The sequence below is a fragment of the Lutibacter citreus genome (assembly GCF_003260195.1).
Taxonomy (GTDB): Bacteria; Bacteroidota; Bacteroidia; order Flavobacteriales; family Flavobacteriaceae; genus Lutibacter; species Lutibacter citreus.
Genome location: NZ_QEIH01000011.1, coordinates 80,408 through 102,153, shown reverse-complemented (window position 1 = coordinate 102,153; position 21,746 = coordinate 80,408). Strand labels below are relative to the sequence as shown.

Sequence of the window (21,746 nt, the reverse complement as noted above, 5' to 3'; positions counted from 1 at the left end):
TACTATTAACAGTTATCTACTTAACAAGCATAAAGTAAGTGCAAAAATTATAAATTTGATTTATTTTTTGATAATAAAAAGCTAAAAACAGTTTAGGTTTAAGAAAAATTAACAACCTTTACTTTTTTTAATGAAAAATCATAAAAAACTATTGAATCAATCAAATAATTTATTTTTTAAAAATTTACCCCTAATTAAATATTTGCATGTTCCCCATTGATATTCAAACAATTTACCTTACCTATATTATAATTAGTATTGTTAATTTAATATTAATTGGCTCTTTGTATTCTCAAATAAAAAAGAGATTTCCGGGGGCTTTCTTAATACTCATCAGCTTTTTTATAAGTACAGTAGGAATCATCTTTATATTTCTTCGTAATCATGTATCAGATTGGATTTCTATCCCTTTAGCTAATACACTAACAATCTTATCTATTGTAATTCTTATAATTGGACTTGAAAAATTTATTAATAAAAAAGGATACCAAATTCAAAACTATATTTTAATTGTTATTTTTTTTCTAGTTCATTCCTATTTTACTTTTGTAGAACCCAATTTAAATGCTAGAAACATAAATCATTCAGTGGTTTTTATTCTGCTCAGTTTTCAAGGAGCCTTTCTAATGCTAAAAAGGGCCCCAGTATCTATGCGTAAAATAACGCGGCCAGTTGGGTTTGTTTTTTGTGCAGTTTTTGTCATTCAATCTCTTCATATTATTAATATTTTACAAAATCACCAATCAGATACCGACTATTTTAAATCATCACCATCAGAATCCATATTTCTACTATCTTGGGAAACCATTTCAATACTTCTTGTTTATGCTATTTCTTTAATGTATAATAAACGTCTGATTTTTGATGTAAATGCTCAAGAGGAAAAATTTTCAAAAGCATTTCATGCGGCTCCTTTTATTGTTATATTATCCAAACTTACGAATGGAGAAATTTTTGAAGTAAATAAAAACACCCTATCAATTGCTGGTTATGAACCGAATGAATTAATGGGTATAAATGAAATAAATTTATGGAACAATAATAATCACCGTCTAAAATTTATTTCAGAATTAAAGTCAAAAAAGTCAATAAATGAAAGGGAATATATTTTCCGTAAAAAATCTGGAGAATTATTTACCGGCTTAATAACAGCTAATATTATTAATATAAATGATGAACAATGTGTTATTTCTGTTATAAATGATATTACTAATAGTAAAAAAGCAGAGTTAAAGCTTAGAGAAAGTGAAGCTACTTTAAGAGAATTAAATTCAACGAAAGACAAGTTTTTTTCCATTATTGCACACGATTTAAAAAGTCCTTTTAGTGGTATTTTAGGTTTTAGTGAAATATTAAGTCATCAAGTGAAAGAAAAAAATTATCAAGGAATTGATAAATATGCTGAAATTATTAATAGTTCTTCAAAATATGCTATGGAATTATTGTCTAATTTAATGGAATGGTCGAGATCACAAACAGGTAGAATGGAATTCAATCCAGAATACATAGATCTTGATTCAATTATTAAATCTACACTAGAATTATTAAAACCCACTTCTGAACAAAAATTAATTAGCATAGTACTAAACACTCCCATTAAAATTACCCTACATGCAGATAAAGCAATGATTGAAGCTATATTGCGAAACCTTATTTCTAATGCTATAAAATTTACTCCGCAAAAAGGAACTATAAATATTACTGCTAAAGAAAATGAAAAGGAATATTTAATCTCTGTTATAGATGGTGGTGTAGGAATAGAAAAAAGTAATCTTGAAAAATTATTTCAAATTGACAGTTCTTATTCAACTTTAGGAACAGAGAAAGAAAAAGGTACTGGTCTTGGCCTTATCCTTTGTAAAGATTTTATTGATAAACACAGAGGTAAAATTTGGGCAGAAAGTGAGCTAGGCATTGGAAGTAAATTTTATTTTTCCTTACCAAAAAAATAAAATAGTTAAAAGAAAACGATTTACTCAACAGCTTTTTAACCACTCATTATAAACACTTTGATTAATGAATCTAAAAAAAATGAAATTCCAATACTTCTTTTATACTTTATTAAAATTACCTTAAAAATTCACTCTATTAAATAAAAACTGACAAACAACTTTTCTTAATTGTCTTTCTTGCCTTGGAGATCTTGCTAGAATAAAAATCAACTTATTTCTAAAATATTTTTTGGCTATATTTACTCAAAACACAGTGAAATAATAGAGAAAAAATAATACTATGGAAAATATTAGGAGATCATCTATAGAAATGGATAAAGAAGAATTTCGTAAAATTGGATATCAATTAATTGATGATATTTCCAATTTTATTAATACAATAGATGAAAAACCAGTAACTCCAAATGAAAGCCCTAGTCAATTACAAAATATACTAGGAAACTCATCCTTACCAGAAAATGGGAAACCTGCAACCGAGTTAATTTCTAAAGCGACTGATTTATTACTTAATCATTCTTTACTTAATGGACATCCTAAGTTTTTAGGATATATTACCTCTTCTGCTGCCCCAATTGGCGCATTGGCAGATTTACTTTCGGCTTCAGTCAATCCAAATGTTGGAGCACATATTTTAAGTCCTATTGCTACAGAAATTGAAAAACAAACGGTTAAATGGTTGGCTGAATTTATAGGAGTCTCTCCAAGCTATGGAGGTATATTAGTTAGCGGTGGAAATATGGCTAATTTCACTGCATTCTTAGCTGCAAGAACGGCAAAAGCACCAAAAAGTATTAAAGAAGAAGGAATTCAAAATTCATCTAACAAATTAACTATTTATTGCTCTAAAACAACACATACCTGGATTGAAAAAGCAGTAATTTTATTTGGTTTGGGTACAAAATCTATACGTTGGATACAAACTGATGCTTCCAATAAAATGGATACTAAAGTTTTAAAAACTACAATAAAAAAAGACTTGGAGAATAATTGCACACCAATAATGGTAATTGGTACTGCTGGTGATGTAAGCACAGGAGTTGTTGATAATTTGAGTGAAATTTCAGCTATTTGTAAAAAATATGATTTATGGTTCCATATAGATGGCGCTTACGGTGTACCTGCAGCGGTTATTCCTAAATTCAACTATTTATTTGAAGGACTTAAAGAAGCCGATTCTATTGCTCTAGATCCACACAAATGGCTATATAGCCCTCTAGAAGCAGGGTGTACATTAGTGAAAAACCCGCAACATTTAATTGATACTTATAGTTCACATCCTGAATATTATAATTTTAGCAATAACGGGGACGAAATAGCTCAAAATTTTTATGAATATGGCTTTCAAAATTCGCGTGGTTTTAGAGCTTTAAAGGTTTGGTTAACATTGCAACAAGTTGGTAGAAGTGGTTATGAAAAACTAATTAGTGAAGATATTGAACTTTCAAAAATACTATTTAACCTTGCTGAAAAACATCCAGAATTAGAAGCAATTTCTCAAAATTTAAGTATTACAACTTTTAGATACAACCCATTAATTAAAACAAAAAACAGCAATTACCTTAATACATTAAATGAAAATCTATTGAATGAATTACAAACTGGCGGTGAAGTTTTTTTATCAAACGCAATTGTTAATGAGCAGTATTGTTTAAGAGCGTGTATTGTAAATTTTAGAACTTCTAAAAAAGACATTAATGAAATTATTGAAATAGTTTTAGAAAAGGGTAAGAAAGTTCATTTAAAATTATCTAAAAAATAATATTTATTGTTTAAAATATAAAACGAATGGCTAGTAAAACCTTACATATAAAGACCAACAAAGAAGCCAAAAAATTATAGAGAATAGATTTATTTTAATACAATAAAAAAATTGCTAATTGCACCACCCAAGGAGCTATTATTGCTGTTATAATTCCGTTTAAAGCCATCCCTAAACCTCCAAATGCACTATAATCTGGTCCTTTCTCACTAATACTCGCTGTACCTAAAGCATGTGCACTTGCTCCTAAACTTAAACCTACTGCTTTGGCATTTTTTACGCCAATAATTTTTAAGAATGAATGTCCAAATACAGCTCCAAAAATACCTACAACAATTACAAAAGCTACCGTTAATGATGGAACACCTCCCATTTCTTTTGAAACCTCAATAGCAATAGGTGTAGTTACAGATTTTGGTGCTAAAGAAATGATTGTTAATTTTGAAGCCCCAAATAAATATGCAAAACCAATAACAGAAACAATACCTGTTAAACTACCTAAAAACATTGCCAATAAAATTCTTTTAACATCCGATTTAATTTCTTCAATAAAATTATACAAAGCATAACCCAATGCAATTACAGATGGTGCAAGCCAAAAGCTAATAACCATAGTGTGTTTTTTATAATCATCATATGAAATATCACTAATTAATAAAAAACCAATAACTACTAAAACTGTAATTAAAATTGGATTTAATAATGGTGATTTATACTTGTTTTGAAGTTTTTTAGCCGTTATAAAAACTACTAAAGTTAAACTTACTTGAAACAGTGGTGTATTTAAAAAACTAATCATTTTTTCTTTCCATAAGTTTTCCTACAACAGTTAACACCAATAAGGCACTTATAACAATAGCTACAGAAATTGGTAACCATTCTTGTTTTAAAATTTTAAAATGACACATAATACCAACTCCAGCTGGTATAAAAAACATAGCCATATTATTTAATAAAAAATTTGCTACCAGTTTTACACGTGTCGGTTTTATTATTTTAAACTCTAATGCAAGCACAATTAAAAGCATCCCCAAAATACTACCAGGAATAGGTATTTTTGTAATATAACTAAGTAATTCTCCTGCAAACCAAAATCCTAGTATTATTGCTACTTGTTTTATTAAATTCATTTAATTATTATTTGCCGTAGGTTTAAATAGTTTTGCTTCTTCTAATATTTGTAAAGTAACTTCAGCAATATTATACAATAGTATATTATGCATCTTAGTATTTTCTTTATTGTTATTTAGCAAATGCTTCCTAATTTCTTCTAAACTATCTTCAATATTTTCTATATCTGAATTGTCTTGGGCAGTTAACCAATTACAGATTTTATCTAACACTTTTAAAATATGTTTCTCAAAAGACAACAATTGAACAGCGTCTTTATTATGAGAAATTCTATGAGCTCCTAATGCAGAAAGGTATGAAAGTAACGCATGGTTTAAATAGGTTAAAGTAAACGCCGTATTTTTTAATTGTTGCTGTTTTTTAGGATCTAATTGCATATTTTGCCAAGCCATAACTAAAGCATTATCTGCTCTATGTGCTTCTCTTCTGGCAATTCTATAAGCTAAATCATCTGTAGCTGATTGTTTATACTCATTTAATATAGCTCTAAAATAAGCCGTATTTTTATGTATTACATCTTTCAACAAAACTGGTAATTTTTTATATTGCCATTCTGGCCATAAAAAACGTACTACTAAAAATGAAATTAATGCTCCTAACAAAGTATCTATTAATCTAGGCGCCATCACATCTACACCTTTATTCGCTATAATATTAAACGCACATAACACAAAAATGGTAATAAAAACTACACCAACAGAATAACGCCGTTTCATCCATATTAAAAACAAATATGCAGAAGTAATCATTAACAATATTTGGCCATAAAACGTAAATAACCTAATAATTAAAATTCCTATAACTACTCCAGAAAAAGTACCTAATATTCTTTGAAATAAGCGTCTTCTTGTTTCACTATAACTCGGTTGCATCACAAATAAAATAGTAAGTACAATCCATTCTCCTTTAGCTATTTGAAAATATTCAGAAACCGCATAACCCACTAAAAAAGAAATGCTTAAACGCAAAGCATGTCGCATTCTGGGATGATTTATATGAAGCTGAGATTTAAATCGTTCAAAATAAGTACGGTTATCTTTTTCTAATTTAGGTAATAAATCTGATTCATAATTATAATAAATACCTTTTAATGTTTGATTAGATCTTCTTAAATTTCTAATTAATAAGTTTAAAGGATGAGCAGCTTTTAATTCATTATTTTTTAATAAATTATTAATAGTATTAACCAACCAATCTAAAGCTATTGGATGCTTATAAGGTACACCTGTTAATAAACTTTCAGCAAAACTTTGAGTAGCATGAGAAAGCTCATGCAATAATTGTCTAATCCCCCCTATTAACTCTTTACTTAATGGATTGGAACTTAGTAAATCATAACGTTCATGACTTGATGCAGCTCTTTCATGTAAACTTTGTAATACCATAAAATAATGTAAATAAGGTATTAATGGTTTTTGATCTTTAATAGATTCACTATAACTATTTAATACTTCTTTACATTTATCTAATGCTTCAACAGTTTGCACATTTAACAACGCTAATTCAGCTCTTATTTCTTTTTCTTCATTTTCATTACTTGGAAACAATTTAGATTTTTCATTAAAATATAATGAAAGAGCTGAAAAACCTCTTGCCAACTGTTCTTCTAATAAACTATAAGGTTTTATTCGTAATAGTATATATGAAAAAACTCCATAAATAAAAGCTCCCGAGGTTAACAGCACGGGTTGAATATACCAAACTGGACTTATTTGCGCTCCAATCATAGTATAAATACCAACAAGTAAAGCTCCAAAAGTCACTCCTCTAAAGCGTTCACTTATACCCCCAATTAAAATGAAAATTATTGTTGAAATTGCTAACCCAAGGGCTAAAACAACGGGATAAGGTTGTAATAATTCTACCGAAAAACTTGAAATTGCAAAACTAACCACTTTCAAAGCCATAGATTTTAAACGACCATTTGGATGATCATCCGTTTCTGAAAGCGCACCAGCAAGAGCCCCTAAACCTAAGGTTACTGCATAAAAAGGCAATCCAATACTTAACATTAAAACAACAAGAAAACCAATTACAATTGTTGCTTTAAAAGCCAACAATCTATTTGGGTTTGTCAAAAAATTATTACGAAAAGATTTATACCCGGCTATTTGTTTTAAATAGAATGAGAGTTGTTTCATTTTTAATTAAACAATTACTCCGCAAAAGTAATCAATAGCTATAGAAAAATATACATTTATACTTTATAAAATAGATAAACAGCTATAATAAGATTATTATTCTTTGGAATTAAGAATTGGAGAACAATTAAAAAAATAATAGCTAACACCGGCTCAAATTAATGTGGGCTTCTGCTCTACTTCAAAGTTTTGTGTATATTTACTAAGCCGCCAAATATTGTTGTTTTGGCTTTATAAAATCAAAAGAAACAAAACCTTACAAAAAGCTTCTGCTTAGTTCTTGACTGAAAATCTATCGATTTTCTTCCTGCTCTAATCCTAGCCAAAACCTTTGTAAAACATACCCGAAAAAACATTGTGATTAATATTAAATAAATTGTAATAATAATAAGTAAAATAGAATGTTTCTAAACCTTAAAATTATTAAATTTATCAAACCAAAAATTGCAATAACCAAACCATTAACAAACATTAGAAAAACATTTTAAATGAAAATATATAAAACAGCAATCTTTTTAATTTTTATCATTGTTTTTGGATGTAATAGTACTCCTTCCACAACTACTTCTATACCCATTAAAAAAGATATTACAGTTATAGATTATATAAATCCAATGTCGAAAAGTGGGGTTTTAGAGTTAATGAATTTAACTTCACAGTGGCAAAAGAATAACCTTCCTCATGTTATGTATATTCCTGGAGGTATTATTGAACCTCTTACAACACATAATTGGGTTAGAGCAACATATTTATCTGGTATGATGGCCTATTATGATCTTACAAAAGAAAAAGAAATTTTTAATTATGTTGATAGTTTATGTCAAAAAGTAGATTACAAATTAGGGGAACGTAAAAGACATGCTGATGAATTTGCCATTGGACGTGTTTATACGGATATTTTTCTAGTAAATAGAGACCCTAAAGTGTTAGAAGACATGTATGAAAGAGTAGATTATATTATCGACAACCCTAAACGAGGTCCTATTGTTGGATGGCAGGGAGACACAAATTGGTCATGGGCTGACGCTTTATTTATGGCGCCACCAGCTTGGTTAAAATTATATACTTGTTCAGGAAAAAGAAAATATTTAAATGAAATGGATGTTCGATTTTGGGATACCTATAACCATTTATATAGTAAAGAAGACAGTTTGTTTTTTCGTGATGAACGATTTAAATGGGACAAAAAAGGTGAAATATTAAAAACCAAAAATGGTAATAAAGTATTTTGGGGAAGAGGCAATGGTTGGGTTGTAGGAGGTTTAGTTGATATACTTACGTATACCCCTGGAGATTATCATAATCGAAAAAAGTACAAACAACTATATATGGAAATGATGGCGAAAATTGCATCTCTGCAAGGTAAAGATGGAATGTGGCGTACATCCCTGTTAGACGTTGATCAATATCCTGTAAAAGAATTTAGTGCGAGCGCCTTCTTTTGCTATGCAATGGCCTGGGGTGTAAATAACAATATGTTGGATAAAGAAATATATTTACCACATGTAGAAAAAGCTTGGAGTGGACTTGTTGAATGTATTAAAGATGATGGTAAAATTGGATTTGTACAGCGAGTTGGTTCTAAACCGTTCTCATTAAATGAAGATGATACTGTAGAATATGGTTGCGGTGCATTTTTACTTGCAGGTAAGCAAATGCATATTTTACTAGAATAAATTGGACCATAAATAAATATTGTTTCGAAAAAAATATAAATTCCACCAGATTATTTCAATATGAAAAAACCATTTTTAATCATTTGTATCCTTTTACTAAGTCTTTCCGTATTCTCTCAAAACACCTCAACCTATGAGAGTTTTGAACAAAATATCCCAGATGGATTATCTACTAGAGGAGGAACGTTAGAATTAGATACTAAAAGAATAAAAGACGGAAAATCTTCTTTAAAATGGAATTGGGTATCCAATGATACTTTAGTTTTTAAAACCTCTATAGGATATATACCTCAACTCCCAGTTAATACTTCAAGCTATAATAAAGACCAGTTAAAAAATGTGCATTCAAACACAAATTCCACCAAAATAATTCTGGAAGCACCTAAAGGTTTTTTTATGTGGATTTATAACGAAAAACCACGAAATCAAAGTCTTATTTTTCAATTTGGAAGAGGAAACAAAGTAGATTGCCATTTTGATTATAATTTAGGCTTTAAAGGATGGCGAACAGTTTATATTCATTATGATCGTGGCGATATGAAAGGTGTTCCTCATAAGGATATGGATAATTTAAAAATTGTAGCTCCAGCAATAGGCTCAGGTGCATTTTATATTGATGTTATGAATACTTCAATGCAAATGTTAGCACGTACTAAAAGTCCTAATCCTCAGTTACCCCATATTCAACCACACAATAGAAAGTCTACTCAGTATGCATCCCTAATTTATGAATTCAGCAAGTTTCAACCAAACTTTCAGTTAGAGGAACTTAGTTCTGAATTAACAAATAGTATGGATGCCATGGCTACAAAAGCCCGTGAATATATTCTACCATCCTATGAACGTCAGTTATTAAAAAACAAGTCAATTTCTGATTTAGTAAAACAATATGAGGATTATAAAATTGTAAGAGAAGGAAGTGAAATTTATGGAAAACCATTAATAAAAGGTAATTTAATAAAAGGTGATTTTGCGGATAGCGGAATGAAAATTACAACTGATATTTATAATTGGAGAGACTATGGTCAATTATTATTAAGTATTGCTAAACGGTATCAATCTATTGCAAATACAAGTGATAAAGCTACTCTTGAACAACTATTTTTGAATTTGGTAGATTATGGTATAGATCAAGGATTTGCTAATGGAGCAGGATTAGGCTGGATTCATCATTATGCCTATGTAATTCGTGAGCATGCTCCTGCTTTCTTTTTAATGCGTGATGTATTAGAACAAAATAATCGTCTAGACCCCGTTATTGATATAATGAAATGGATGTATAGCTTTAATCAGGTATACAGAGAAGATATGGCTTATATGTGTAAAGGTCGTGTAGGAAATGATGCTGATGATGCTCAGGGTTTAATTCGTCCAAGATTATTGAGCGCATTAATTATGAAAAATTCAAAAGAAAAAGTTCGTGATCTTCGTCATTATTCATCTTATTTATCTAATGTTTCAACGGCTTATGCCGGAGCTTTAGATGAAATTTTAAAAGCAGATGGTACTGTTTGTCGTCATGCTGGGCATACTTTAGGCTATGGAGGTCGAGGAGTTTACGGATTAACATCTGTGGCTTACCTTTTGGCTGACTCACCTTTTCATATGAAAGATGAATCTGTTGGTCGTATTAAAAAAGCCATCCAAACGTATTTTAACAGTGTATTTACTCCTGAGCTTAAAGGCCCAAGAGCTTTTGATAATATTCGTTTTAATCCATATACAGTACCTGAAAACTTTTATAACCTTCCTGCATTAGCAGCACTTTCTGGTAGCACATTTGATGCTGAATTGGCAGACTTATATACTAAAATTATTTCCTTAAGAAAAAAAACTATCCCAATGGACTCCTATTGGACAAGTAAATTGAATGAAGTATCTGCAAAAAGAAAAAGTTTTAAACAACCTAAATTACAAATAATGTCTTATTCTAGTCTTGGAGTAAAACGGAATGAAAATAAATGGATGACCACGGTACGTGGACACAGCAAATATGTATATCCGTTTGAAAGTTGGGGACCTAGTTATTTTGCATATTCCTTATTTATTGCTAATGGATATTTAGATGTAAGCTATTGGAATGATTTAGGAAGTACAAGTCCTAAAGAAAATACTTGGATAAACGGTTATGATTGGCATCGTTGGCCAGGAACTACAACTGTTCATTTACCATATGATAAAATGATTACAAATCCAGGTCAAATTAAAGATGAAGGTGGTGAATATTTATTCTCAGACCAACCATTTTGTGGCGGTGTTTCTTCACAAGAAGGAAACGGAGTTTTTGTATTTCCATTTAAAGGGCATGATGCTTTTAACATACAATCTTTTAGTGGTAAAAAATCTTATTTTTTCTTTAATGATTATGTTGTTTGTGTAGGTAGTAATATTAAAAGTGGATTAAATGAATATGATGTTGAAACAACCATTCTACAAAACGAAATTAAAGAGAATTCACCTTTAACACTTAGCACTGAAAGTATTTACGCATTTCCTTATGAGAATACGATAACTTCAACCAAACCTTTTTGGATGGTTGATAATAGAAATACAGGTTATTATATTCCGTCAGTTCCTAAAAATACAACACTAAATTTTCAACGCAAAGAACAAGTAAATCCCGATGCACATGGTCGTAAAGATGTGAAAGGGAAATTTACTACAGTTTGGTTTAATCATGGAAAAGCTCCGCAAGATGTTAATTACAGTTATGTAATAATGGCCAATTCAGATTCAAAAAAAATGAAAGACTTTGCTTTTGAAATGAAAAGTAAAACAAAACCTTATGAAATTATTCAACAAAATGAAAAAGCTCATATTGTAAAAGCTCCTAAATTATCAACCACGGCATATGCAATATATAACGAAAGTGTAGTACTTAAAAAAGGAATTGTAAATAAAGTAAGTCGTCCAGCTACATTTGTAGTAAAAGAGGAAGCTGAAGGAATAAAGCTGGCACTTTCAGATCCTGACTTTAATATTTATGATGGACAAGATGATCGATTACCAAATGGTTCTCGTGTAGAATTAGCCATTTATAGTCGTGAATGGTTTTACTGGCCTACGCGCTCAACTACTGTTCAAATAACACTTAAAGGTCAATGGAAAATAAAAGAGCAGCTATCCGAAATTGAAACTGTAGATAATAAAAAAGCAACAGTGGTTTCCTCTAACAAAAAAGAAACGATTATTGAATTTGAATGTAGAGATGGGTTAAGTGCTGAAGTATTATTGGTTAAATAATTCATTCTGGTTCTGTGACCTTATAGCGTCTGAGTAAAAAAACTATTTTTTATTATGATAAGAAATGGTGAAAAATCCTTTAACACCAATTAAAATCAATGTTTTTTTACTCCCTTGTTTGTTAATATACTTCTAAAAACGACAAAACATTAAAAAAATTATTCTTCAACAATAATCAATGTTTCATTTATTTCAACATTTTTATACACCTTCTCTATACCAGACCCAGCCCAAGTAACTTTAATACTATCTACTTTTTGATTTTTTCCAAGCCCTATAATAGTTTTACTAATATCCGATTGTGATAAATAAGAAGACCCCGTTCTAACCATTCTACTTTGTTTCATACCTCCGCTCCAAACTGTAATTTTAGAGCCAATAGCATTTTTATTAGGTTTTTCCCCTTGAAGCACAATTGAAATGGCATTATTTTTTGAATCAGAATCGTTTCTGAATAATTTTGGTAATTCTCCATTTTGGGTTATCAACACATCCAAATCTCCATCCATATCTATATCTGCTGTTACAACTCCCCTACCTACCAATGGCTTTTTAAAAGTTTCACCTACCTGATTACTAATATCAACAAAATTACCTCCTTCATTGTAAAATACTTGAGGAAGCTGCTCAAAGGTTATGTTTTGTTGTACTTCATTAATGTCTGGTTCAATATGACCATTTGCCGTGATTAATTCAACAAATCCATCATTATCCAAATCTGAAAAATTGACACCAAATGTTAAGTTTAATAAAGAGGCACGTGTTAATCTAGCTTCACCTGCTCTATCTCTAAACACATTTTGGCCTCCTGTTTGTGTATATAACGACAATGGTTCTTGTGAAAAATTCCCAATCGCTATTGCAAGGTTACCTTCGTTAGCCACATCAGTAATATCAACTCCCATTCCTGCACGAGCAAGTCCACTTTCATCATATCCAATTCCTGATATAACCGCTCTATTCGTAAAGCTTCCATCTCCGTTATTTATGTATAAAAAATTTGGTTGCGTATCATTTGAAACCATAATATCTGGCCATTTATCATTGTTAAAATCTGCAATAGCAACTCCTAAAGATTTCCCTTGATCGTTTAATACCCCTGCTTTTTCAGTAATATCTTCAAAATAATTACCGTTTACATTTTTATACAATCTACATGATTCACCTTTATAAATATCGGGAGTTGCGTAAGACTTAGATTTGCCATTTCTTGTTGTATAAATATCTGTTTCTGGTGTCCATTTTACATAATTATTTACAAATAAATCTAACCAACCATCACGATCCACATCTACCCAAGCAACACCTGTAGACCAAGCTGGTGTGCTTTTAGGGTTTGTGTCATTTCCGGTTACACCCATTTTTTTAGTAACATCAGAAAAAACTCCGCTACTATTTTGTAGTAATTTGTTATTTCCTACCGCTGTTATATAAATATCCATATCTCCATCGGCATCAAAATCTGCAAAAGAACACCCCATACCGTATATTGAAAAGTCTAAGCCTGCTTTTAAAGTTACATCAGTAAATGTTCCATCTTTGTTGTTTTCATATAATGCCGGTGTAGGTTTTGAACCATCTGTTTTTTGTTTAGACCAATATGAACTGTTAACTAAAAAAATATCTGGCCAACCATCGTTATTATAATCAAAAAAACCACCTCCACTTCCAATGGTTTCAGGCATCCATTTTTCACCAAAAGCTCCATTAACGTGTTTAAAATTAATCCCTGCTTTTTTAGTAATATCTGTTAGTTGTATATGATTAATTTTCTTGTTAGATCTTTCTGCTGTAAAATCATGTGCTTCTTCAGTAAATTCTAATTTCTCTTGTTGTTTTTCCTTTTCTCCACAACTAATAAATTGAACAATAATTACCAGTATTAACAGGTATTGATATTTCATATATGGGTAAATTTTAATTTGGGAAGTTAAACTAATTTAAAAACTTCAAATGATGAATTCTAATATCTTGTGCCATTATATTATCGCCTGAATTTTCCATTCTATATTTTTGAGCTGCTTCAGAAGCTGACTCGTCAATTTTATAGTAATCAAATGCGGCATTCATTGTTGCGGCATCTTTATCGTTACCAATGGCTTTATAATTTAATGATAAATGGTAATATGCCTCTCGGTCTTCTGGATCAATATCCAATACAGATTTATACATCTTTATAGACTCTTCATATTGTTGATTTAAATAATAAGTCCTCCCAAGTTGACGACGTGCAACCCGGTCATCAGGGAAATGTTTTAAAACATATTTATAAGCCGCAATAGCATCTTTATACAAACCATCTTCTTGGCGAGCTCGCGCCCATACCCAAGCAACCTGTGGGTCTCCCTTTTTTAGACTTTCACATTTTCTCAAGTATAAATAAACTTCTTCTATATTTCCCTCACTCAATGCTGTTTTAGCCAAGTTAAGTGGTCCATCTAAAAGCTCTGGCTGAAGTTTTTCAACCATTTTAAAGGCTCGAATTGCTCCCCTTGAATCCCCTTCTAACAACAATCCAATTCCATAATCATTAAAACGCATCCAATCAGATTTTGAAACGAAACTCTGTTGATTTTTCCCCTTTGAAAGATTACTCTCTTTATTTGTTACAAAAAAATCAATTTTATCAGCTGCAATTTCAGTAATTGGCAATTTCGGTATTTCTTTAAATTGCTTAAAACCTTCTGGGTTTGTATTGTATGCAAATTCTAAATATTTCTGATCAAATTTTCTAAATAACAACCGAGCTTCCATAGTTAATTTACTACCTTCAAATTTCTTTGGAATTGTAAATGAATAATGGGCAATATCTGCAGTACCCGGACCAATTACATTTGAGTAAACAGTTACATGAATATCTTGAGCATTTCGCTGATGAATTGGTTTAGAATTTTTATCAACCATAACCGACTTAAAGGTGTGGGTATTTTTATCTAAATGTCTGTTTTTATCTAAAAATCCACTAATTACTAAGGTATTTAAATTTTCGTCTTTAACTGTAAATTCCAACCATCCTTCATTAGAATCATTAGTTCCACCAGGAAAAGTATGACCAACACCTTTATTTTTAACAGCAACATCTACCGTTATCTGTTCTCCTGCCTTTAATGAAAGATTCCCTCGATTTATTGCCATAATAGGCTCAGAATTATTTACAGATTGAACGGCAAAAATATCTACCTGCAATTTATCCGCTTGTAAAAAGGATGTAATCTTATTTATAGTTGCCGTATCATTTCTAACAAATGGTAAAGCTGTGTTTGCGGCTATAAATCTATGCGATCTAACCATTCCATTTTTTGCAGCCAAATCTCCCAAACTGGCTTCTTCTCGCGGCATATGACAATCTTGACATTCTCTTTTGAATGAAGGAAGATAAAAAGTTCTGGAAGCATTTGTTGAAATTCCACTATCGTGCCAATTATCATATTCATTCTGACCTCGCAACCAACGGTAATTATTTACCGGTTCTGACAAACTCACTTTATGGCACGTTAAACAATACTCACTTTTAGAAAAAAAAGGCTGATTCATTTGTTCCATATGTACATTTGGCTTGGCTTTGATTGCTGCATCATGAAGAAAAGCACCAAGACTTCCATCTTCACTTTTGGCAAACAAATAAGGGTCTTCTTGCTCATCGGCTATATTATAATTTCCATTCCCCGTTTGATTATGAATTTTATCCATTGAATGACATGCCAAACAAGTTAAACCTGCCTGAGCTTCAGGGGTATTACGATCTATAGGTCGATCCATTTTACCAGCCAACATTAATGATGGATCGTGACATCCACTACACCATTTACTTTTAATATTCCCAATTGACTCGTTCCCTAAACTAGTATTTTCATCAATATGTTTTTTTATCCATTTATTTGGTTCATTTGCATTTTTACGCATATCCATTAAAGTGGCTTCATAAAACGGATTATTAAAAGACGCAAAACGATGAGCAGAAGCCTCCCATTGACTAACAATATCCTGATGACATCTTTTACAAGTAGCAGCTCCAATAGGCGTATTTTTCACAAACCCATATTCATCTATTTCATTTTGAATTTTCTCAGAATCACCTAATTCCCCTCTTGTAATAATACGAGACGGTAAATAATCTCCTGTTGAAGTAGTTGCCGCAGAAGGAAAAAATGGACTTTCAGGAGGAACAAAACCAATTGGAACAAAATCACTCTCTAAATAATCTTCAATAATCCTGTTTTTTGCACCAGGACCTTCGTGCATTCCTTTCTGTATTGATTTTTTAGCTTCAGGAGTTAAAATTTCATCACTATTTGTAGCCATATGCAATACAAGCATAATAACTAAAAGGCCAATAACAGAAAAGCCAAATTGCTTAAAACCTTTTGTTGAAGGCTTGTTAACTTTACTACTTAATCTATGCAAAATATACATAGTTGGCGCTAGTATAGCACAAATAACGTGCAGCCACCAAGCCCAATTATTATCTCTACTTGCTGCTGAAGTAAGTATAAACAATCCTGTTACGCCAAGTGTTAACCCAATTAACATATATGCTATTCCAGACAAACCACTTTTATGTCTATACATTTTCCATACTCTTGGCAAGTGCATAAACCCAAATACCAACATTATTACAACCAACACGATTCCCACAGCCGTATGAGAAAGAATCATAGTTTGAAATACATCTGAAATTGAAACATTACTTAATGGATAATAAGTCTGTTTTATAAAATCTGCTAAACGGATTATTAATAAATAGAAGGTATTTGAAAACATAAAGATTGACAACACAATTGCAATCCAGAGCACAATTTTAAGTTTTTTTGAAATTACCCAACGACTGCGTATCATTTGTTAATTTTTAAGTAAAAAAAGTAGTTATATAAATAATAATGGTTGTCAAATATAAATAAATGTTCAATTAAATTGCTCTAATTGAAGATTCACTTTTAGTACACCTTGCTTTTTCTTTCTCTAGCACTATAATAATTAAAAAGTATTTTAATAATAAGCGGTTATGATTTCACGCTTAAATTATTAAATCCCACTAGAAAAACGCCACAATTTTATATAAATTGCATCCATTCGTATGCCTAATTTTATAATAATTGGCATATATAGTAGAATATAAGATTTTTAGAATCCCTTATTTTAAAGTACAAAAAAGCTTCACATATTTATGAAACTTGCTTATTAGAGCTAACAGAAAATAGTCCGAACAGTTTCGTTGAAATTCTGAAGGAATTTTCATCATTAAGTTGTTTAAATTAAAGAGGCTCTAACGCCTCTAGATTAGAGGAAAACTATTTAGAATTATTTATTTAGAGCTTTTGATAGGGCTGGTAACACTGTAGATATCTTATTAACCAAAGTGAGACAAAGTATAACTGCTCAAACATTTTAATAAAAGAAGTACTTATATAATATTGTTGAGCAAGATCATCAAATGATTACATGGCGAATTATACAAGGCCTCGGTTTAAAGAATCTGAATCAGCTAATAGCTATTTCAGGAATAGAAGTGATTAGAATAATAATGAAAAACCAACTGTTGAAACCCAAAGCTTCAATCCTCTATATTATTTGTATATTAAAAAAAGAATTAATCTAAAAATTTAATTCTTATCTTTAAACGATGTGGTACAACGTAAATATCCATTCAATGCATTTTATTAACTCATAAACTTTAAAATTATGAAAAAACTATTTTATGCCTTATTAATTTTTATTCCATTTATAGTAATAGCACAAGAATCTGTAAAGCCAGAGCTATTACCACAGAAAAATGTAAGCAACACATATTTTGGAGTAACACTAAATGACCCATATCAATATCTAGAAAATTTAGATGATCCTATTGTAGTGACTTGGATGAAAGATAATGCCGATTATGCAACATCTATATTGAATAACATTTCTGGAAAGAAAGCCATTTTCAATAAAATGAAAGAACTTATTGAAAGACGTTCTGCTTCTATTTCAAATGTTAATATAACAGATGATGATTACTACTATTATTTAAAACGAGTTCCAGGAGAGGAGATTAGTAAAATGTATAGCCGAAAAGGTTATGATGGTTTGGAGACTTTATTTTTTGACCCAACTCAGTACAAAAAGAAAGACGGAAGTACCTATACTGTATCATCTATTTCTCCAAATATAAAAGGAGATAAAATTGCAGTTAGTGTTTCTGCTAATGGTTCTGAAAACCCAGAATTACTCATATTTAAAAATACAGGTGAACAATATGATGAAATTTTACAATTAGCTGAAGGGATTTCTTGGCATCAATCTGGAGACAGTTTCTTTTATATAAAACTAAATTCAGCAGATTTAAAAGATAAGAATAGACAAATTTACACATCAAATTATGTACATAACGTAGGTACTGACCAAACATCAGATGAAAAATATTTCTCCAAAAATAATTATGCTGCATTAAACATTCTGAAATCTGAGTATCCTTTTGTTTTGTATTCAAAGGAGGCAAATAAAAATATTTTGTATGCTAGCTCTGTTGATAAGAACTCTAAAATTTATATGGAAGATGAAAATGGATCTCATAATTGGAAACCGATATTAACAAGAGATGATAAGGTTACAGATATAGATTTAAATTCAACCGATATTTATTATTTAACTTATAATAATGCTCCTAATTATAAAATTGTTAAAACGTCTATTGATAGTCCTGATTTTTCAAAAGCAACAACTGTTATTGAAGAATCTAAATCTGAAAACATAACTGATTTTGCTTTAACCAAAGATGGTCTTTACTATGCAACTGTTAAAAATGGAGTTGAGGCTAAGGTATATTTTCTTGAAAATGATAAAAGCAACCCTATAGAATTGCAGTTGCCTTTTACCGCAGGAAGTGCAGATATATCGGCAAGAGGAACTGATTTTAGTGAAGTTTGGATAAATATTTCTGGATGGACATCACCAAATAAACGCTTTTTATATAGCTCAAAAACAAATTCATTTACACATAAACCTTTATCAACTCCTGTAGAATATCCAGAATTAGACAACCTTATAGCCAAGGAGGTTATGGTAGAGTCTCATGATGGTGTTATGGTCCCAGTATCTATAATTCATAATAAAGACTTAAAAATGAACGGGCAAAATCCAGCAGTTCTTTATAGTTATGGATCTTATGGTAATTCTACATCACCTTTTTTCAGTCCAATTACTTTGGCTTATACAATGTATGATGGTATTTTAGTAGTACCACATGTTAGAGGTGGAGGAGAACTTGGAGATGCTTGGCACAAAGCAGGACAAAAATTAAATAAACCAAATACTTGGAAAGATGCTATTGCTACAGCTGAATATTTAATAAAAAACAAATACTCTAATCCTAAAAAAATATCAATATTTGGAGGTAGTGCCGGTGGAATTTTAGTGGGTAGATCTATTACAGAACGTCCTGATTTGTTTGTAGCAGGAGCACCAATGGTAGGCGCCATGAATACTGTAAGAATGGAAGAAACACCTAATGGCCCTGTAAACACTCCAGAGTTTGGTACAGTTGCAGATCCAGAAGAATTTAAAGGATTATTGGCTATGGATTCTTACCATAATTTAAAACCAGGCACAGAGTATCCTGCGATGCTAATTACTGCAGGAATGAATGATCCAAGAGTAATTGCTTGGCAACCTTCTAAATTTGCTGCCAAAATGCAACATGATAATAAAGGTAATTCGCCGATATTATTTTTTACCAATTTTGAAGGAGGTCACGGAGGTCGCACAACTTTAACTCAAACACTAGATCAATTTTCAAATATTTTTTCATTTTTTTATTGGCAATCTGGACATCCTGATTTTAAACTATTAAAGAAGTTGAAAAACTAAACAACAGTTGACAACAATGGCTGAAAAATTAGTTCCTTATACAAAGTAAAGTGTTCTGTCTCATCTAAATAAAAAATCTATTTTTATAAAAGAAATGTTCAAAGACCATTGTTTCATTAAGGTAATTTTATAACATAACCAAACAGTTTAGCGAAAACTAAACTGTTTGGTTTAAAGAAATTTTCTTTTAGACTAGAACCAGTAACCTTCGGGTTATGAGCTTCCTAATCATAAAATTTTAAATCCTTTTATTAGGATCCCTCGCTATTAAATTGCAAAAACATGTTTACTTTTATGAGCAATGATTTATTCTTGAAATTAAAACAAAAAAAACCACTCTAAATACTTTATTTTCAACTCAATACAACTTAAAAATCAGTGTAAATTCACATTTCTATTTCTAATAATTTAGAAATCAAATCTTGGATTAATTACACTACTAAACATCGAGCCAAATGAATAATTTAAACCAACTGTTGTAAAGAAATTATAACCTGAATTCACTTGCTTTTGTCTTAATAATAATTCATCTAACGATAAATCTCCTCCTGCTAAATTTATTTGATTATTTGTAATTCCATAATTTCCACTTATGTTAAAAGTTAAACCACTTGCAACTCTAAAATTAGTACTTAATCTAAAATTAAAAGCATTTAATGAACTGTCATTTAAATAACTATCATATAATACAGACCCGTTAACACTACCCCATTTTTGTTGAACACTTCCACTTAATTCAGCAGATTGTTCCCCCAAAAACTCTTCACTTTTATTAAATATTGTTTTTTCATCATACTTGTATTTTACACCTCCAACCCTATATGAGATGGTTATTTGTTTTGTAGCAGACTCTTTATAATCAAAAAAACTATACTCTATAGCAGGTTTAAATTTTATATATAATTTTTGATTTGCATAGGTAGATCTCCCTCCATTCAAAAAAGCTCCAATTGACCAATGATTTGAAATACTGAAAGCATCATAAATATTAACATTTATAGTTTTATTAGTTGATGAAATTTTAAAATCCCCATAATCATAATCAGACTTTTGAGTGTTAAAATTTGTTCTAATTAAAAATTTGTTTTTATTTGTTACTCTTTTCATCGAAAAACTAGCTCCAAGATTACTATTTTCAGATGTTTCTTGTCCACTATAACCTCCGTTTAACCCAATATTAAACACCCAACTATTCCACTTATCTTTTACCTCAATTTGAGTGTCATTTTTGGGCACAGGTTTATTTATAGAATCATTTTTTTCTTCGTTAGAATTAACGATTAATGATTCATACTTATCATAATGCTTATAAAGAAAAATAGATGACCCCATACGAATATTCTGTAGCATTAAATCTCTATTTTCTGAAAAAGAATTAGTTGGCGGAGTAGAAAATGAATGCTTATTATATGCTTTTCCATAAAAATTTTTACCAAAATATTCCAATTCGTGTTCTAAACCACCACTTCCCGTATTTTGAGAACGAACCATTATATGAACATCTGCATATTTTTGATCTCTCACAAATTCAAAATATTTAGATGACTTTTGCTGAATATAATTAACATCACATAAATTACAATCTAAATACAATTTAAGTTTTGGTACAAAACGAAATGGATTTAAGTAAGTGGTTGAATCTTGTTTTTTTTCTTCTTGTGCAGTCAAATTAAAACTTATAAATAAAGCCAATAAAAACAGTAATTTTTTCATAGTTAGTTTGTTAGTTAATCTATAATGATTTGTCAATAACTATGACGCTATATTCCAATACTTCCCCTAAAATTAAATTGTTAAAAATTGGTTAAAAATATTACAAAACAACTCAACTAAAACAGTATTTTATTCAACAATAATGCTATATTGATAAATTATATTTAAGCATTATTCATTTTTAACAATAAATACTCAAAATCTTAACAATTACGACTTAAAATGGCTACAAATTTTCAGTTTTTTTATTTTTTATTAAAATTTTAAAAAAATAAAAAAAATTAACCAG

At 30.2% G+C, this 21,746-nt stretch carries 11 protein-coding genes; 5 read left to right on the top strand and 6 right to left on the bottom strand.

What is annotated here, in order from left to right:
- The first annotated feature begins 650 nt into the window (after nt 1-650).
- On the top strand, nt 651-1,952 hold the full coding sequence (locus tag DAD81_RS19185; protein ID WP_179950080.1) for a PAS domain-containing sensor histidine kinase: 1,302 nt from the start codon (nt 651-653) through the stop codon (nt 1,950-1,952).
- A 280-nt stretch (nt 1,953-2,232) separates the two neighbouring features.
- Nucleotides 2,233-3,711: a pyridoxal phosphate-dependent decarboxylase family protein gene (locus tag DAD81_RS19180; RefSeq protein ID WP_111709935.1), complete on the top strand. Its 1,479-nt coding sequence runs from the start codon at nt 2,233-2,235 to the stop codon at nt 3,709-3,711.
- A 94-nt stretch (nt 3,712-3,805) separates the two neighbouring features.
- On the opposite strand, the gene DAD81_RS19175 is transcribed toward DAD81_RS19180, so the two are convergent.
- Genes DAD81_RS19175 through yccS form a run of 3 tightly spaced genes read right to left on the bottom strand, consistent with a single transcriptional unit; the run spans nt 3,806 to nt 6,983 of the window.
- The gene (locus DAD81_RS19175; RefSeq protein WP_111709934.1) at nt 3,806-4,510 is read right to left on the bottom strand and encodes an LrgB family protein; all 705 of its coding nucleotides are present in this window, start codon (nt 4,508-4,510) and stop codon (nt 3,806-3,808) included.
- Nucleotides 4,503-4,841, bottom strand: coding sequence for a CidA/LrgA family protein (locus DAD81_RS19170; RefSeq protein WP_111709933.1), 339 nt, complete (start codon nt 4,839-4,841; stop codon nt 4,503-4,505). The genes DAD81_RS19175 and DAD81_RS19170 overlap by 8 nt, the downstream gene beginning before the upstream one ends.
- Nucleotides 4,842-6,983: a YccS family putative transporter gene (gene yccS, locus DAD81_RS19165; protein WP_111709932.1), complete on the bottom strand. Its 2,142-nt coding sequence runs from the start codon at nt 6,981-6,983 to the stop codon at nt 4,842-4,844. It lies immediately after the preceding gene.
- Nucleotides 6,984-7,471: 488 nt separating this feature from the next.
- On the opposite strand from yccS, the gene DAD81_RS19160 reads away from it, so the two are divergent.
- Together DAD81_RS19160 and DAD81_RS19155 are read left to right on the top strand one after the other, a co-directional pair.
- Nucleotides 7,472-8,659: a glycoside hydrolase family 88/105 protein gene (locus DAD81_RS19160; RefSeq protein ID WP_111709931.1), complete on the top strand. Its 1,188-nt coding sequence runs from the start codon at nt 7,472-7,474 to the stop codon at nt 8,657-8,659.
- 60 nt (nt 8,660-8,719) lie between these two features.
- On the top strand, nt 8,720-11,902 hold the full coding sequence (locus DAD81_RS19155) for a chondroitinase family polysaccharide lyase (protein ID WP_111709930.1): 3,183 nt from the start codon (nt 8,720-8,722) through the stop codon (nt 11,900-11,902).
- Between the two features lie 158 nt (nt 11,903-12,060).
- Here the strand turns inward: DAD81_RS19155 and DAD81_RS19150 are convergent, their stop codons facing one another.
- Nucleotides 12,061-13,806 carry a CRTAC1 family protein gene (locus tag DAD81_RS19150; protein ID WP_111709929.1) on the bottom strand — a complete coding sequence of 582 codons (1,746 nt, stop codon included), beginning with the start codon at nt 13,804-13,806 and terminating at the stop codon, nt 12,061-12,063.
- 31 nt (nt 13,807-13,837) lie between these two features.
- A complete protein-coding gene (locus tag DAD81_RS19145; RefSeq protein WP_111709928.1) occupies nt 13,838-16,738 on the bottom strand; it encodes a tetratricopeptide repeat protein in 2,901 nt (966 codons plus the stop codon).
- A gap of 843 nt (nt 16,739-17,581) precedes the next feature.
- On the opposite strand from DAD81_RS19145, the gene DAD81_RS19140 reads away from it, so the two are divergent.
- On the top strand, nt 17,582-19,744 hold the full coding sequence (locus DAD81_RS19140) for a prolyl oligopeptidase family serine peptidase (RefSeq protein WP_111709927.1): 2,163 nt from the start codon (nt 17,582-17,584) through the stop codon (nt 19,742-19,744).
- Nucleotides 19,745-20,152: 408 nt separating this feature from the next.
- Here the strand turns inward: DAD81_RS19140 and DAD81_RS19135 are convergent, their stop codons facing one another.
- A complete protein-coding gene (locus DAD81_RS19135) occupies nt 20,153-21,457 on the bottom strand; it encodes a hypothetical protein (RefSeq protein WP_111709926.1) in 1,305 nt (434 codons plus the stop codon).
- Between the last annotated feature and the right edge of the window lie 289 nt (nt 21,458-21,746).

What these genes read in the sequence shown, in the direction of transcription:
- DAD81_RS19155 (WP_111709930.1), top strand. Translation starts at nt 8,720, where the DNA reads ATGAAAAAACCATTTTTAATCATTTGTATCCTTTTACTAAGTCTTTCC.
- DAD81_RS19145 (WP_111709928.1), bottom strand. Translation starts at nt 16,738, where the DNA reads ATGATACGCAGTCGTTGGGTAATTTCAAAAAAACTTAAAATTGTGCTC.
- DAD81_RS19175 (WP_111709934.1), bottom strand. Translation starts at nt 4,510, where the DNA reads ATGATTAGTTTTTTAAATACACCACTGTTTCAAGTAAGTTTAACTTTA.
- DAD81_RS19160 (WP_111709931.1), top strand. Translation starts at nt 7,472, where the DNA reads ATGAAAATATATAAAACAGCAATCTTTTTAATTTTTATCATTGTTTTT.
- DAD81_RS19185 (WP_179950080.1), top strand. Translation starts at nt 651, where the DNA reads ATGCGTAAAATAACGCGGCCAGTTGGGTTTGTTTTTTGTGCAGTTTTT.
- DAD81_RS19170 (WP_111709933.1), bottom strand. Translation starts at nt 4,841, where the DNA reads ATGAATTTAATAAAACAAGTAGCAATAATACTAGGATTTTGGTTTGCA.
- DAD81_RS19140 (WP_111709927.1), top strand. Translation starts at nt 17,582, where the DNA reads ATGAAAAAACTATTTTATGCCTTATTAATTTTTATTCCATTTATAGTA.
- DAD81_RS19180 (WP_111709935.1), top strand. Translation starts at nt 2,233, where the DNA reads ATGGAAAATATTAGGAGATCATCTATAGAAATGGATAAAGAAGAATTT.
- DAD81_RS19135 (WP_111709926.1), bottom strand. Translation starts at nt 21,457, where the DNA reads ATGAAAAAATTACTGTTTTTATTGGCTTTATTTATAAGTTTTAATTTG.
- DAD81_RS19150 (WP_111709929.1), bottom strand. Translation starts at nt 13,806, where the DNA reads ATGAAATATCAATACCTGTTAATACTGGTAATTATTGTTCAATTTATT.
- yccS (WP_111709932.1), bottom strand. Translation starts at nt 6,983, where the DNA reads ATGAAACAACTCTCATTCTATTTAAAACAAATAGCCGGGTATAAATCT.